The sequence below is a fragment of the Haemophilus parainfluenzae genome (genome assembly GCF_900450995.1).
Taxonomy (GTDB): domain Bacteria; phylum Pseudomonadota; class Gammaproteobacteria; order Enterobacterales; family Pasteurellaceae; genus Haemophilus_D; species Haemophilus_D parainfluenzae_O.
Genome location: NZ_UGHY01000002.1, coordinates 1,386,871 through 1,401,417 on the forward strand (window position 1 = coordinate 1,386,871; position 14,547 = coordinate 1,401,417).

At 37.2% G+C, this 14,547-nt stretch carries 12 protein-coding genes and 1 pseudogene; 5 read left to right on the forward strand and 8 right to left on the reverse strand.

Annotated elements, in window-relative coordinates; all coding sequences use genetic code 11:
• The first annotated feature begins 13 nt into the window (after nucleotides 1-13).
• A pseudogene (locus DX522_RS07020) lies at nucleotides 14-1,143 on the forward strand (glycerate kinase).
• Between the two features lie 58 nt (nucleotides 1,144-1,201).
• Here DX522_RS07020 and xerD read toward each other — a convergent pair.
• Genes xerD through proC form a run of 3 tightly spaced genes read right to left on the reverse strand, consistent with a single transcriptional unit; the run spans nucleotide 1,202 to nucleotide 4,073 of the window.
• A complete protein-coding gene (gene xerD / locus DX522_RS07025) occupies nucleotides 1,202-2,095 on the reverse strand; it encodes a site-specific tyrosine recombinase XerD (protein WP_115180277.1) in 894 nt (297 codons plus the stop codon).
• A gap of 2 nt (nucleotides 2,096-2,097) precedes the next feature.
• Complete coding sequence (locus DX522_RS07030) at nucleotides 2,098-3,258, reverse strand: 3-phenylpropionate MFS transporter (RefSeq protein ID WP_115180278.1); 1,161 nt, start codon at nucleotides 3,256-3,258, stop codon at nucleotides 2,098-2,100.
• A complete protein-coding gene (gene proC / locus DX522_RS07035; RefSeq protein WP_115180279.1) occupies nucleotides 3,258-4,073 on the reverse strand; it encodes a pyrroline-5-carboxylate reductase in 816 nt (271 codons plus the stop codon). The genes DX522_RS07030 and proC overlap by 1 nt, the downstream gene beginning before the upstream one ends.
• Before the next feature lie 667 nt (nucleotides 4,074-4,740).
• Between proC and DX522_RS07040 the strand changes: the two genes are divergently transcribed.
• Nucleotides 4,741-5,631: a replication initiation protein gene (locus DX522_RS07040; protein WP_070868319.1), complete on the forward strand. Its 891-nt coding sequence runs from the start codon at nucleotides 4,741-4,743 to the stop codon at nucleotides 5,629-5,631.
• Nucleotides 5,632-5,797: 166 nt separating this feature from the next.
• Here DX522_RS07040 and DX522_RS07045 read toward each other — a convergent pair whose 3' ends face one another.
• The 3 genes from DX522_RS07045 to DX522_RS07060 form a co-directional block, all read right to left on the reverse strand.
• Nucleotides 5,798-5,950, reverse strand: coding sequence for a helix-turn-helix domain-containing protein (locus tag DX522_RS07045; protein WP_005649008.1), 153 nt, complete (start codon nucleotides 5,948-5,950; stop codon nucleotides 5,798-5,800).
• Between the two features lie 399 nt (nucleotides 5,951-6,349).
• Nucleotides 6,350-6,700, reverse strand: coding sequence for a hypothetical protein (locus tag DX522_RS07055; RefSeq protein ID WP_115180280.1), 351 nt, complete (start codon nucleotides 6,698-6,700; stop codon nucleotides 6,350-6,352).
• Nucleotides 6,701-6,724: 24 nt separating this feature from the next.
• Nucleotides 6,725-7,498 (reverse strand): LEM-3-like GIY-YIG domain-containing protein, encoded by a 774-nt coding sequence (locus tag DX522_RS07060; protein WP_115180281.1) that lies wholly within the window; start codon nucleotides 7,496-7,498, stop codon nucleotides 6,725-6,727.
• A 555-nt stretch (nucleotides 7,499-8,053) separates the two neighbouring features.
• On the opposite strand from DX522_RS07060, the gene DX522_RS07070 reads away from it, so the two are divergent.
• Nucleotides 8,054-8,476, forward strand: a complete 423-nt coding sequence (locus DX522_RS07070; protein ID WP_044364853.1) for a multiprotein-bridging factor 1 family protein — start codon at nucleotides 8,054-8,056, stop codon at nucleotides 8,474-8,476.
• A 36-nt stretch (nucleotides 8,477-8,512) separates the two neighbouring features.
• Here the strand turns inward: DX522_RS07070 and DX522_RS07075 are convergent, their stop codons facing one another.
• Nucleotides 8,513-9,724 carry a tyrosine-type recombinase/integrase gene (locus DX522_RS07075; protein ID WP_115180283.1) on the reverse strand — a complete coding sequence of 404 codons (1,212 nt, stop codon included), beginning with the start codon at nucleotides 9,722-9,724 and terminating at the stop codon, nucleotides 8,513-8,515.
• A gap of 194 nt (nucleotides 9,725-9,918) precedes the next feature.
• Here DX522_RS07075 and rdgC point away from each other — a divergent pair, with 194 nt between their 5' ends.
• Complete coding sequence (gene rdgC, locus DX522_RS07080) at nucleotides 9,919-10,848, forward strand: recombination-associated protein RdgC (RefSeq protein WP_115180284.1); 930 nt, start codon at nucleotides 9,919-9,921, stop codon at nucleotides 10,846-10,848.
• An 84-nt stretch (nucleotides 10,849-10,932) separates the two neighbouring features.
• Here the strand turns inward: rdgC and typA are convergent, their stop codons facing one another.
• Complete coding sequence (gene typA, locus DX522_RS07085; RefSeq protein WP_115180285.1) at nucleotides 10,933-12,783, reverse strand: translational GTPase TypA; 1,851 nt, start codon at nucleotides 12,781-12,783, stop codon at nucleotides 10,933-10,935.
• 249 nt (nucleotides 12,784-13,032) lie between these two features.
• Between typA and glnA the strand changes: the two genes are divergently transcribed.
• Nucleotides 13,033-14,451, forward strand: coding sequence for a type I glutamate--ammonia ligase (glnA, locus tag DX522_RS07090; RefSeq protein ID WP_115180286.1), 1,419 nt, complete (start codon nucleotides 13,033-13,035; stop codon nucleotides 14,449-14,451).
• The last annotated feature ends 96 nt before the right edge of the window (nucleotides 14,452-14,547 follow it).

Sequence of the window (14,547 nt, forward strand, 5' to 3'; positions counted from 1 at the left end):
TTAAGGAGAGAATATGAAAATTGTGATTGCACCAGATTCATTCAAAGAAAGTTTAACGGCACTTGAAGTGGCTAATGCGATTGAAACAGGTTTTAAACGAATTTTCCCGAATGCCGAATATGTGAAATTACCGATGGCAGATGGTGGTGAGGGAACTGTGCAATCCTTAGTGGATGCCACTCAAGGGCGCCTGATTGAAACGGAAGTTACTGCACCGTTAGGCAATCAAGTAAAAAGCTTTTTCGGCTTATCGGGTGATGGTAAAACGGCGATTATCGAAATGGCGGCAGCGTCAGGGCTACATCTTGTACCAATGGATAAACGCAATCCTTGTCAAACCACCAGTTTTGGTACGGGTGAGCTAATTAAGCAAGCCATTGACCTTGGTGTTCAACACATCATTTTAGGGATCGGCGGAAGTGCCACAAATGACGGTGGCGTAGGTATGCTGCAAGCATTAGGCTTGCGCTTATTGGATAAAAATGGTCAATCTATTGGCTTTGGCGGCACAGAATTATCTAAAATTGCTGAAATCCAAATGGCTGATTTAGATCCTCGATTGCAGCACGTACAAATTGAAGTGGCTTGTGATGTGAATAATCCACTTTGTGGTGAACGAGGTGCCTCTGCAATTTTTGGCCCACAAAAGGGCGCGACGCCTGAGATGGTGAAAGAACTCGATGCTGCATTAGCTCATTTTGCTAAAATTGCCGAGCGGGATTGTGGTAAGCAAATTAAAGAGCAGCCAGGTGCTGGGCGGCAGGTGGTATGGGCGGTGGTTTATTGCTCTTACCCAATGTGCAACTCAAGGCGGGTGTGCAGATTGTGTTAGATAATTTGAAACTTGCTGAGCAAGTTAAAGAGGCTGATTTAGTGATTACTGGCGAAGGCCGTATGGATGCACAAAGTATCTTAGGTAAGACCCCAATCGGTGTGGCGCGCACGGCGAAACAATTTAATAAGCCAGTCATCGCGATTGTAGGTTGTTTACGTGAGGATTATGAAGTGGTGTATGAACATGGCATTGATGCAGTGTTCCCAATTATCCGTAATCTGGGTGATTTACCGACAATTCTCAAGCAAGGCGAGCAGAATTTAATCTCAACAGCTCAAAATGTGGCGAGATTGTTGTCATTGAAATAAGCTTTTCATACTAAAGTGCGGTCAAAAATAACGATAAATTTGGCCGCACTTTTTTATTTTATCCCCTCGGATGAAATCTTTCGTGAAGGTGTTTCAAGCGTTCTTTAGCTACGTGAGTATAGATTTGCGTGGTGGAGAGATCGCTATGTCCGAGGAGCATTTGCACAACACGGAGATCCGCACCGTGGTTCACTAAATGCGTCGCAAAGGCATGACGGAGAACATGTGGTGAAAGGGCATCCGTATCGATTCCCGCTAACACAGCATAATGCTTTATACGATGCCAAAAGGTTTGGCGAGTCATTTGCTGAGCTCGTTGACTCGGAAAAACTACATCTGAACTTTGTCCATTAAGCAAAATAGGACGACCATAACGTACGAATTGTCGCACCCAAAAAGCAGCTTCTTCTCCCATTGGCACAATGCGTTCTTTGTTACCTTTACCAATCACACGCACGACACTTTGTTGTAAATTCATATTCTCAATGGTGAGCGTGACCAATTCCGTGACACGTAATCCTGTGGCGTACAACAATTCCAACATGGCTTTATCGCGTAACTCGATCGGAATTTCTACATCTGGCGTATTTAATAAATTTGTGACTTGTTGCTCGGTTAAATACTTAGGCAAACGGCTTGGTAGTTTAGGCGAACTCAGTACGGCACTTGGATCATCTGTACGATATTTCTCACGATATAAATATTGAAACAATTTTCGCATCGCACTCAGCATTCTAGCCGTGCTTGTCGCTTTATAGCCTTGTTCTAAACGGCTACCTAGAAATTGCTGTAGATCTAATGGCTCTAGCGTTTCGAGAGATAAATTTTGTTTATCTAACCAATCACACAGTGCGGTCAAATCGAGACGATAAGACTGCACGGTGTTTTCAGACAATCCTTTTTCTATCCAATATTCATTCAAGAACAAATCGACTAGTGTGAGGTTATTCATGTTTACACTCTATGGGGTAAAAAGGCTTTTACACCACGTGGGGTGATAAATAAACCAATGAATGCAAAGGCGGCCATTAAGCTGAAAGCATAAACTGGTGAAATTGGATAAAGCACGCCAGAAAGTGCGGTGAAAATGGCAATGGCGGCACATCCGGCTAAGGCATTGTATAAACCTTGTAATTTCGCAATATGGTTTTGTGGTTGAGTCGTGATATAACGCACGGTCGCGTAATGCCCTGCCACATAAGTGAGGCTGTGAAAACATTGCAATAGAACGATTTCAACAAAGGTATCGGCATAACCAAAAGCAAGCCAACGTACGATAGCCGCGATGCCTGTGAGATAGAAAAGGACTGTAATACTCCAATTTTTGAATAATCGGGTGGAGAAGAAAAAAACGACAATTTCTACTAATACACTGATTCCCCAAAATAAGCCTGCATCGGAAACAGAATGACCGTGGCTTGTCCAGAAGATAGTGCTGTATGAGTAATAAGCCGCGTGCGATCCTTGAATCAGTGCAATAGCAATAAATAAACGAAGTGTCGTTTTATTTTTGAGTAAGCCTAAAAATCCAATAGAATTTTCGACCGCACTTTGTGGCTCATCTTGTGGCATTGGATTGGGATGAAGTAATTGCACAATACTATAGAAAATAAGGATGCCCGTAATCATCCATGTGATGTATTGTTCACCAATTATCCCCGCTAAATACCCAAACACCATTACGCCGACAACAAATGCAAAGGAGCCAATCAAGCGTACTTTGCCGTAATCTAAATGAATTTGTTGTTGCCAGGTACTGGCTAGGCTATCACCAATCGGCATCCCCGCCGCATTCACCATGGAATACAAGGCAAGTCCAATAAATAATAACCAGAAGTTATGCGATATGAGCCCGATTAACGCCATGGTGACAGCGCTGGCAACAGCTAAGTAACGTAAGCCATTCACTAAAAGGGAAACGCGTTTTATTAAGCCTGAAAATAAAATACTGCCGCTAAAACGGAAAATATAACCACAGGCCAGTAATAAACCGATGCTTTCTTCACTATAAGATTGCGTTTTCAACCACGCAGGGAAAAGGGGAAGAAATACACCGTAGGCACAATAGTAACCAAAAAAGCTCAGGGTGAGCCAGGTCAAAGGACGAACTTGCATTAGAATAATTTTTCCATTTCTTGTGAGCGTGCCAGACAAGCCCGCATCGCTTGTTTAATGATGTCGTTAAATTGATGTTGATTAAACACATTTAATGCGGCTGCGGTGGTACCGCCTTTTGAGGTGACATTTTCTCGTAAAGTGGAAAGCGCCGTCTGTGGATTTTCAATCACCAACTTCGCTGAGCCTAACATGGCTTGTTGTACCAACTCACGAGATTGTTTTTCATCTAAGCTCATTTCCATTAGGCCTTGTTGCATGGCTTCTAAAAATTGGAAGAAGTAAGCGGGGCTACTGCCAGATGCAGCGGTGATTGCATGCATTTGATCTTCATCCGTCACCCAAGTGGTTTTTCCTACAGCTGAAAGTAAATCTTCCGCAAAAGTGCGGTCAGTTTCAGGAGTGTTTTTGTCTGCAAATAAGCCCGCCATGCCTTCACCGACTAAGGCAGGCGTGTTTGGCATCACGCGAACAATGGATTTTGCTGTTGGGATGAGTTCGGCTAATCGGGCGGTCGAAATACCTGCAGCAATGGAAATGATTAATTTATCAGAAAAATCAACCGCACTTAATGGCTTGCAAACATCAGCGAGGACTTGCGGTTTAACCGCAAATAAGACTACTTGAGATTGTGTGATGGATTGATCGTTATCCGTAGAAACCGCGACGCCATATTGAGCAAAAAAAGCACGTTTCTCTTCATTAGGATCATTAACGATAATTTTATCGGCTGGATAACCTTGTTTTAATAGGCCTAACACAATCGCTTGTGCCATATTGCCACCACCGATGAAGGCAATTAATTTCTGTTGCATCATTTTTTCCCGTGAGTTTATGGGCTACAATGTCGCGTATTTTACCCTATTATGAAGGAAGTGTACGATGTGGTTTAAAAATTAAATAGATTGTCTTGAACCATTGCAAATATAATCAATCTTCTTTCATGTTTTGATAATTGGTTACCAAATTGGTTACTATTTTTAGGCGTGTACACTGTAGCTGTTTATTACTTGTTCACTAATTATATGTAATATTACCTCTAGTATATACAATACATCAAAAAGTATCCGATGTATCCAAAAAATCTCTAATTTTTATCTATTCAATTTGTAATATGTCTTAAACAATGTTTTTACCATCAAGTTGTTGCGATCTGATTTAATTAGATATTATTTCATTTTATATTACTTCTAAATTATTAATATCTGATATGGGATGATATTTTGTTACGAATCTATATTTTTTGCTTAAGATTTAGGCATTCGATTCTTTTTTATGTTTCAAGTGTCTAAAAAACAATCAGATCAAGTTAAAAAATGCTTTTTTTGTATTAATCTCAGTTAAGACATATTAGCTAGATATGTCTACCACATAATTTCAATCATATATCACGAGGTAAATATGGAATCAGCATATACATTAGATGATTTTAATCAAAGCTTAGCTGAACGGATAAAATAGACAGATAATTTTGATAATGGGGTGCAGTTATACCCTAAAGATGTTGCATTAACTCATAAGTATATTCAGTTTAATGATCTGTTTATTAAATTTATGGTGTTAGATCTAGATCGGGAAAATTCTGCAATGGATTGGGAATTGTTAGGACTTCCAAGTCCAAATATAGTCGTACAAAATAGATTAAACGGTCGATGTCATTATATCTATGCGTTAGAAGTACCTATTTGTAACACAAAGAATGCTCGATTTAAGCCAATAAGTTATTTTAAAAAGATACAACGGGCTTATATTGATAAGTTAGGAGCAGATCAACACTATGTTGGTGTATTCACTAAAAATCCAAACTCAAATTTTTGGAGAACATTTGTATTTAATGTACCTAAATATACTCTGGATTATTTAGCTGATTTTGTTGATTTATCAAATAAACCTGTATTTTATCTAAATGATAATGAAGATATTGAAGGTCGGAATTGTTCTTTATTTAATCAGATCAAAAAAATTGGTTATCGTGAGATTCTGAAGTTTAAATGTTCAGGTAAACAATTAGAACAATTTAATCAGTATTTATTATCTTCATTAGAGTTATTAAATCAGAATCATAATCCACCATTACCATACAGGGAGTTAAAAGGAATTGCTAGAAGTTCATCTCGTTGGATCTGGGAAAGATTTTCTGAATCATCGTTTCAACAAATTCAGTCGAATCGTTCTCGAAAACGATGGGAAAAGCAACAAATTATCAAGAAAGAGTTGTTTAATCAATTTGGAGCTAATAAACCTAATATGTCGTTAAAGCAAATAGCAGAACAATTTAGTATTAGTATAAGTTCATTGAATCGTTGGGCAGAAGAATTCGGATGGGTGAAATCAAAAAATGACTTAAAAAGTAAATATGAGAAAATAGTATAGTTAAGAACACAAGGTCTGAAATGGCGAGAAATAGCAACCTGTTTATCAATATCAGAAGGCAGTGCTAAGATGTGTTTTAAACGATATAAAAGATAATAAATAAAAGCCACCATGTTTTTGGTGGCTTATTTTTTTATACTTTACAAGTTTCAAGGTAACTTAGAATCTAAGATTCAGGAATACGAACTTGTCGTCCAAATTTGATAGATGTTAATTTTTTCGATTCAATTAATCGTAGAATAGTTGAACGACTTACACGTAAACGATCTTGAAGATCTTGAATTGTGAAGTAATAGCCGACGTTATCTTGTATTTTCATAATTATCTCCTATTTCGTACATACTTTTTAGGAGCTTAACACAGGAATTTATGAATCTAACTTTAAATTGATATTTTTTTTAATTATTTTTGTGAGTGTATATTTTGCACGGATATCACGTTGTAAAACACGTAGCAGAAAGATTAGTTCATCAATGTCGAGTTTTCTAAATAGTAAGCTAATTAATTCTTCAGTTTCCGTGTCAGAATGCGGTTTAAAATTTGGAAATTTTTTCATCATTTTAAGTTCACTGTACTTGATAAATGTATATAGGTATTTAATGTAAGCCAGAATAATTCTAAATGATGTCTAGATGCATTTAGTTGATTAGAATGATAAAACCTATAGGTAATACATAAAATGAAAAAAGAGCTCATTTTTGAGCTCTTTATGACGATTTTAGTTTTCACTACTCATTGGTACAAAACCATCAGTTTCTGGTGAGTATTCAACATAGTAAGATGAATCTCTCATTTTGTAGGCTTGTGGAACATTGTCGGGTTTAGTGCTACATGCTTTGTTTAAAAGTTTGTATTCATCATGAGTAATACATTGACCTTTTTCATATGTTTTTAACAAGCCTGTTATCATGCAGACATCGTAAGATGAACGTTTTTCACCAAAATAAATATAGTCTCCACATTTCATAGCTATTGAACCGGATTGTTCTGGCGGAAATTCAATAGTACGGATTCCTGCATATGTAATATTTGTTATTAGAAATATAGATGTAATTAAAAATTTATTCATTTTAAGATTCCATTAAAGTAAATATTAACAATTACGATAAGTTATTGGATTTTGTGGCGCCTTGTAATCATTATTTGATGAATAGGTTAATTTATTAACAAGTTCTTGATAAATTGGAGAATCTTTCGGCACAAGTTTACCGACAAAACCCCAACGACCTTGACGCTCAATAGGTGCTTCAATCCAGTATGAAATTTCGTAGGCTGCTAATGTCCAGCCACGATAAACTGCAATAGCATATTTGGCTTTTTCACGGCGTAAACCCGTTTTCCAATAGCCGCGAGTGCGTTCGTAAATTTCTTTTTCAATTTGCGATTTATCAATTTCGCCTGATTTTATTTGTTGTTTTAATTTTTTATAGTTTTTATTAATTGTGATTAAAACAACAGGTAAATCTGTTTTTAATTCTTGTGGGTCATATATACGTTTTAGTTCTGATAATGACATTAAACCTTTTTCAGAAGAATATGTGCCACCTTGAATATTGGTTAATGGTTGTTGATTAGGTTTTACAATGGATAATAAATCGATCGCTAAAGCCTCATATTCAAGTGCTTGTTTTTCCTCCTTGATATTATGTCTTAAAATATAGTATAAGGGTTCAAGCCCATCTTTATGTATATCATTGATTAGTGATATTTTATCATTTTCATTAGTTTTGCAAGTTAATGCACCTTGTGCATGTTGAAAAACTCTATTGCCAATACCTTTACCGATATAGAAGATATTTTGATTTCTAGGGTCAACAAGACAATAGATGTAATAATTAATTTTTTCAATTATAGCGGTTGAAAACATAGTTACACCTATAATTCTTCTTCCCGTATTTTAGTATACGTATGCTTGCAATTAGGATTTTGGCAACAATATGTATATCGTTTTTTTACTTTCGTGCATTGAAGATATCGTTCTCGTGTTTTTCCAGATGCCATTCTTTCGCGTACTTTAGTTTTTCCCAGCCAGCGATCAATTTCTTTAATTGAATCCAATTCAATTTTGCCTGATTTACAGACTGGACAGACTTCAGGCTTATTTGCCCAAGAATTAAATGTGTAGCAAATGTAACAAATACCTAGAATCCCAAAAACAATAAATTCGGTCGGAATTTTTTTGTTATCAACGAATCCGATAATTAGCATTAGTATGAATAATAATGAAAGTAAGAATAAAGCAGTTTTTATTAGAAGTTTTAGTATATGTCCTATTGGTTTAAGTATAGATTTAAGCATAAATATCCCCAGTATAGTTGTATCTGTAAATTTTATCTAAGAGAGATTTTGCGTTCTACCAACAATCGATGTATAGTTAGCACACAGTTTGTTGTAAAAAATTAACCTATTTATGGGTATAAGAATGAACGTACATGAAAAGATCAGAAAACTACGTGAAACAAAGCATTGGTCACAAGAAGAAATGGCTGAAAAAATGAGTATGTCGTTGAATGGCTATGCAAAAATTGAACGTGGTGAAACGAAATTACATCTGGATAAGCTAGAGCAAATTGCACAAATTTTAGATATAGATATTGTTGAATTGATTAATTCTGGTGAGCGAAATGTCTTCGTTCAATTCAATGAGAATTCTCATTTTGGTTCGTCATTTCAGGGAGACAATGAGAAATCTCTATTGATTGAGATTGAAAAGCTAAAATTATCGTTATCACATTGTCAGCAATTATTGGAAGAAAAAGAAGGTTTGTTGAACAAGCTAGTAGAGCAAAAAGATAATGAAATAAAGCTACTGAGAGAAATGGTAGAGTTATTGAAGAAAGGTTAGGTAAATAAAGGGAATCAGTATTGATTCCCTTTATTTTTAGATACTTTTTTTCATACATTCTTCAACAAAATCTCCCCAAGCATTCATTAATGGTTTTCGTTGTTCAAGATAGGTTGAGCGATTGTAGGCATTACGAACTTGATTTTTGCTTTGATGAGAAAGGCAAGCTTCAAGAATTTCCAGATTCATTTCGGTAAATGTCTCGCTAAGATAGGTGCTTGCGATAGAACGTAGCCCATGTGATGTTAATTGATCTTTATAACCAACGCGTTTAATTGCTGCATTAGCAGAGCTTGAATGTAATGGTCTTTCAGGATAACGTTGGCTTTGAAAAATAAAACGACTACGGCCTGAAATGTTTTTTAGCTTATTAAGTATTTTAAGCACTTGTGGTGATAATGGAATGGTGAAAGCTTTTTTCATTTTCATGCGTTCAGCAGGGATATTCCATAGCGACTTCTCAAAATCAATTTCATTCCATTGTGCATTTGCAGCTTCACTTGGACGGGTGATAGTCAAAAGGGAGAATTCAATAAGATATTTCACCATAAGGTCAATATGTGAATGACGTAACGCAGACATGAATTCAGGTAGTTTTTCAGGTCTAATAGTTGGATGATGTGTTGTTCTGTTTACATTAAAAGCCTTTGATACATTGATGCATTTATTAAACTCAATAATACCTTTGTTAACAGCAAAATTCATGATTTCATTAACTAATGCAATAACAAGCTTCCCAGTGTGAGAAACTCCTCGTTCAAATAATGGTATAGCTGTATCATGTAACTGTTGTGGTGTAATTTCAGCAATAGGGTTATCGCCTAAATATGGAAATGCATATTTTTCTAGCGTTCTCCATCGGCTTTTAAGTGTTACAGACTTGATTTCAGAAACTTTTTTTTGTTTCCATTGAGTTGATATGGCAAAAAATGTATTGTTTTGTCGTTGTAATTGCAGTAATTCATGCTGTTTTATGTATTCTTGCGGATCAATCTTATTAGCTAGTAATTGACGATATTGTTCTCTCAATTCCCTTGCTTTTGATAGTGTAATTGCTGGATATAGTCCTAAAGAAATTTTTGCTCGTTTCTTTGTTAGAGGTCGATAGTAATTAAACCTCCAAGATTTTGAACCTGTTGGTGAAATGATTAGAAATAGTCCATAACCATCAGTCAATGTATATGGTTTGTTTGATACTTTTGCTTTCTTGATTTCAGTGTCAACAAGTGGTTTTACTTTTTTAGCCATAAGACATCTGTTTATGTATATAAAAATAGGTATTAATATGTTTTTTAGTAACCAAGAAATCTAGCTTGATTATGATAAGTTACCATTATGGTTACTAAAAAATTGAAATATGATGATATACTATGAATTATAAATGGTGTTTTGAAATAAGTAAATTATTGATTTGATAATAAAATTGTACATGGTGAAATGTTATGAGTTATAAAGTTAATTTTTGGTTTAAAAATTTAATGTCATATAGGCTGACTAAGCCCCTAGATTGGGATCTTAATGAATTGCAACGCCAGTTGTCAGGTTGTGAATTTCATCCTTGTGGCTCACAAGATCAAAGTAAATTCGGTTGGACGAATCCGTTGAAAGACAGCGAGTTATTGCATTTTTCAGTCGGTAAACACATTTTGTTGGTCGCGAAAAAAGAAGAGAAAATGTTGCCAGCAAATGTGGTGAAACGTGAATTGGATGAACGCATTGAAAGCCTTGAGCAAAAAGAAAACCGTAAATTGAAAAAAACGGAAAAACAAACGTTAAAAGATGATGTGGTGATGAATTTATTGCCGCGTGCGTTCAGTAAAAATCAGCAAACTGCCGTGTGGATTGATACCGAAAATAATCTTGTTCATGTTGATGCGGCATCCAGTAAACGCGCAGAAGATGCCTTAGCATTATTGCGTAAATCACTTGGTTCGTTACCCGTTGTGCCGTTAGTTTTTGCGAATGAGCCTTCTACGATTTTAACGGATTGGATTGTGCAGGAAAAAATCCCGCATTGGTTGGTGGCGTTAGAAGAGGCTGAATTGTGTGGAAGCCAAGAAGACAGTGTGATCCGTTGTAAGAAACAGCCTTTAGAAAATGAGGAGATTCTCGCGCTTTTACAAGATGGCAAAAAAGTGGTGAGCAAGCTCGCATTGGAGTGGGAAGATACGCTGACTTTTGTGTTTAATGAAGATTGCACTCTCAAACGTTTAAAATTTGCCGATGCAGTGCGTGAGAAAAATGCGGATATTTTAAAAGAAGATTATGCGCAACGCTTTGATGCTGATTTTGTATTAATGACGGGGATTTTATCTAAACTGACTGAAAACTTACTCGATGAATTCGGTGGCGAGAAAGTTCGATTAGGTTAGTTTGAACGAAGAAATAAAAAAGGCGAACATCATGTTCGCCTTTTGTTGATCTAAAAGTGCGGTCAAATTTCCGCACGTTTTTAATTAGTGAGTACTCGTACTGGTTGTCGTACGGTTTGCACGTTTACGATCGTTTTCCGTTAAGAGTTTTTTACGGATACGGATCGACTCTGGTGTCACTTCCACTAACTCGTCATCATCGATAAACTCGATGGCTTGTTCAAGTGTAAATTTCACCGGTGTAGTTAATACGATGGCATCATCTTTACCTGATGCACGCATATTGGTGAGTTTTTTACCTTGTAAACAGTTTACGGTTAAGTCGTTTGTGCGGCTGTGAATACCGATGATTTGACCTTCGTAAACTTCTACGTTGGCTTCAATCATTAATTTACCACGCTCTTGTAAACCGAACAGTGCATAAGCCAATGCTTTACCCGTTGCGTTAGAAATTAATACACCGTTTTTACGTTGACCGATTTCACCTGGCTTGATGTCATCGTAGTGATCGAAACTGGAGTAAAGTAAACCTGTACCAGACGTCATCGTCATGAATTCACCACGGAAACCGATTAAGCCACGGCTTGGGATGATGTATTCTAAACGTACACGACCTTTGCCATCTGGCATCATGTCACGAACTTCACCTTTACGGATACCCAATGCTTCCATGACAGAACCTTGGTGTTGTTCTTCTACGTCAATAGTCACTTGCTCATAAGGCTCTTGTTTTTTACCGTTGATTTCACGGTAGATTACTTTAGGGCGAGAAACCGCAAGTTCATAACCTTCACGACGCATATTTTCAATTAATACAGAAAGGTGTAATTCGCCACGACCAGAAACACGGAATTCATCTGGGTTTGGTGTTTCTTCAACGCGTAATGCCACGTTGTGAACTAACTCTTTGTTTAAACGTTCAAGAATTTGACGAGAAGTCACATATTTGCCTTCTTGGCCCGCAAAAGGAGAGGTGTTTACACAGAAGAACATGGTTACGGTTGGCTCATCAACGGTTAATGAAGGCAAGGCTTCAACGGCGTTGATATCGCAAATAGTATCCGAGATATTTAATTCACCTAAACCGGTAATCGCGATAATATCGCCTGCGTAAGCAATATCTTCTTCATAACGTTGTAAACCAAGATGACCTAATACTTGACCGACACGACCTTGGCGAGTTTTACCTTCGCCATCAATAATCGTTACAGGTTGATTTGGTTTGATTGCACCACGTTTGATACGACCGATACCGATAACACCCACATAGCTGTTATAGTCTAATTGTGAGATTTGCATTTGGAATGGTGCATCAAGTTCCACTTTTGGCGGTTCAACGTGTTGAACGATCGCTTCAAATAATGGGGTCATATCTTCCGCTAAATCTTCGTGTTCAAGCCCTGCGACACCATTTAATGCTGAAGCATAGATAATAGGGAAGTCTAATTGCTCATCGGTTGCGCCAAGGTTAACGAATAAATCGAATACTTGATCCACCACCCAATCAGGACGTGCGCCTAGACGGTCAACTTTGTTAATTACTACAATTGGTTTTAAACCATGAGCGAAGGCTTTTTGTGTCACGAAACGCGTTTGTGGCATTGGGCCATCAAAGGCATCTACGACTAAAAGTACAGAATCCACCATAGAAAGTACACGTTCTACTTCACCACCGAAGTCGGCGTGTCCTGGGGTATCTACGATGTTAATACGATAACCATTCCAGTTAATTGCGGTATTTTTTGCAAGAATGGTAATGCCCCGTTCTTTTTCAAGATCGTTTGAGTCCATTACGCGTTCATCAACATCGCCGCGAGTTGATTCAAATGTACCGGATTGTTGAAGGAGTTTGTCAACGAGGGTAGTTTTACCATGGTCAACGTGAGCGATAATTGCGATATTGCGCAATTTATTAATATCAATGTCGTTTTTCATTTATTACGTTCTTAATGTTTAAGTTTTGTAGAGTGGAATTTTTATGCCACCAAATAGTCCAAGTAGTTTAAATTGGTGAGTCAAACTCACCCTACGAGAATCTCGAAAGGGCAAAAATTATACACGATATTTCGTTGCTCTGCTATGCCATTGGATAAAATAAATCTTATGAAAAAGGCAGGCGGTTGCGTTATAATGCTCTTTTAATTTTTATAAAGATTATACACATAGCAAAATAGAGGACTCCCTATGCCAAATGTAAATGCAATTGCCAATGTATTCAAATTGATCGAAGAGAACGATATTAAGTTCGTGCTACTTCGTTTCACCGACATTAAAGGTAAAGAACATGGCGTTTCTATTCCGGTTAGCCTTGTTGATGAAGATATGTTTGAAGATGGCAAAATGTTCGATGGCTCTTCTGTTGAAGGTTGGAAAACCATTAATAAAGCCGATATGCTTTTAATGCCAATCGCTGAGACTACAGTAGTCGATCCATTTGCGCAGATCCCAACACTTTCAATTCGTTGTAGCGTTTATGAGCCAACAACCATGCAAAGCTATGATCGTGACCCGCGTTCAATTGCCATTCGTGCTGAAAACTATATGCGTTCAACCGGTATTGCTGATCAAGCATTCTTTGGTCCTGAGCCAGAGTTCTTCTTATTTGATGATGTGCGTTTTGATGTATCAATGAACCGTGCTTCTTTCGCCATTGATGATATTGAAGCTGCTTGGAACACCAACAAAAAATACGAAGGTGGTAACAACGCTTATCGTCCATTGAAAAAAGCTGGTTACTGTGCGGTTGCTCCAATTGATACGGCTCATGATATTCGCTCTGAAATGTGTTTAATTTTAGAAGAAATGGGCTTAGCCATCGAAGCTCATCACCATGAAGTGGCAACCGCAGGTCAAAACGAAATTGCAACGAAATTCAACAGCTTAACCTTGAAAGCGGATGAAACACAAATCTATAAATATGTGGTACAAAACGTTGCATTAGAACACGGTAAAACCGCTTGTTTTATGCCTAAACCAATCACGGGTGACAATGGTTCAGGCATGCACTGCAATATGTCACTAAGCAAAGACGGTAAAAATATTTTTCAAGGTGATAAATATGCAGGCCTTTCTGAAACCGCACTTTATTACATCGGCGGTATCATTAAGCATGCTAAAGCATTAAATGCTTTCACCAACCCAAGTACTAACTCATACAAACGTTTAGTGCCTGGCTTTGAAGCGCCTGTATTATTGGCTTACTCTGCAAGCAACCGTTCTGCCTCAATTCGTATTCCGGCAGTCACTAGTCCGAAAGCGATTCGTATTGAAGCACGTTTCCCAGATCCAATGGCAAACCCATATCTTGCATTCGCAGCATTATTAATGGCAGGTCTTGATGGTGTAGTAAACAAAATCCACCCGGGTGATGCAATGGATAAAAATCTTTACGATCTTCCACCAGAAGAATTAAAAGATATTCCAGCAGTTGCAAGCTCGTTAGAAGAAGCCTTGAGTTCATTAGAAAAAGACTATGAATTCTTAACGCAAGGTGGTGTGTTCGCGAAAGACTTTATCGAAGCATTTATTAATATTAAACGTAAAGAAGTAGAACGTTTAAATATGACACCACATCCTGTTGAGTTTGAGATGTATTATGCATAAGAAACGATAGATTTCTAGTTGCTAAATGAGAAAGTGCGGTCATTTTTGGCCGCACTTTTTGTATGTGATATCACGTTGAATTCGTGTATAATAGAA

What these genes read in the sequence shown, in the direction of transcription:
- xerD (WP_115180277.1), bottom strand. Translation starts at nt 2,095, where the DNA reads ATGAATAACCTCACACTAGTCGATTTGTTCTTGAATGAATATTGGATA.
- DX522_RS07030 (WP_115180278.1), bottom strand. Translation starts at nt 3,258, where the DNA reads ATGCAAGTTCGTCCTTTGACCTGGCTCACCCTGAGCTTTTTTGGTTAC.
- proC (WP_115180279.1), bottom strand. Translation starts at nt 4,073, where the DNA reads ATGCAACAGAAATTAATTGCCTTCATCGGTGGTGGCAATATGGCACAA.
- DX522_RS07045 (WP_005649008.1), bottom strand. Translation starts at nt 5,950, where the DNA reads ATGAAAATACAAGATAACGTCGGCTATTACTTCACAATTCAAGATCTT.
- DX522_RS07055 (WP_115180280.1), bottom strand. Translation starts at nt 6,700, where the DNA reads ATGAATAAATTTTTAATTACATCTATATTTCTAATAACAAATATTACA.
- DX522_RS07060 (WP_115180281.1), bottom strand. Translation starts at nt 7,498, where the DNA reads ATGTTTTCAACCGCTATAATTGAAAAAATTAATTATTACATCTATTGT.
- DX522_RS07070 (WP_044364853.1), top strand. Translation starts at nt 8,054, where the DNA reads ATGAACGTACATGAAAAGATCAGAAAACTACGTGAAACAAAGCATTGG.
- DX522_RS07075 (WP_115180283.1), bottom strand. Translation starts at nt 9,724, where the DNA reads ATGGCTAAAAAAGTAAAACCACTTGTTGACACTGAAATCAAGAAAGCA.
- rdgC (WP_115180284.1), top strand. Translation starts at nt 9,919, where the DNA reads ATGAGTTATAAAGTTAATTTTTGGTTTAAAAATTTAATGTCATATAGG.
- typA (WP_115180285.1), bottom strand. Translation starts at nt 12,783, where the DNA reads ATGAAAAACGACATTGATATTAATAAATTGCGCAATATCGCAATTATC.
- glnA (WP_115180286.1), top strand. Translation starts at nt 13,033, where the DNA reads ATGCCAAATGTAAATGCAATTGCCAATGTATTCAAATTGATCGAAGAG.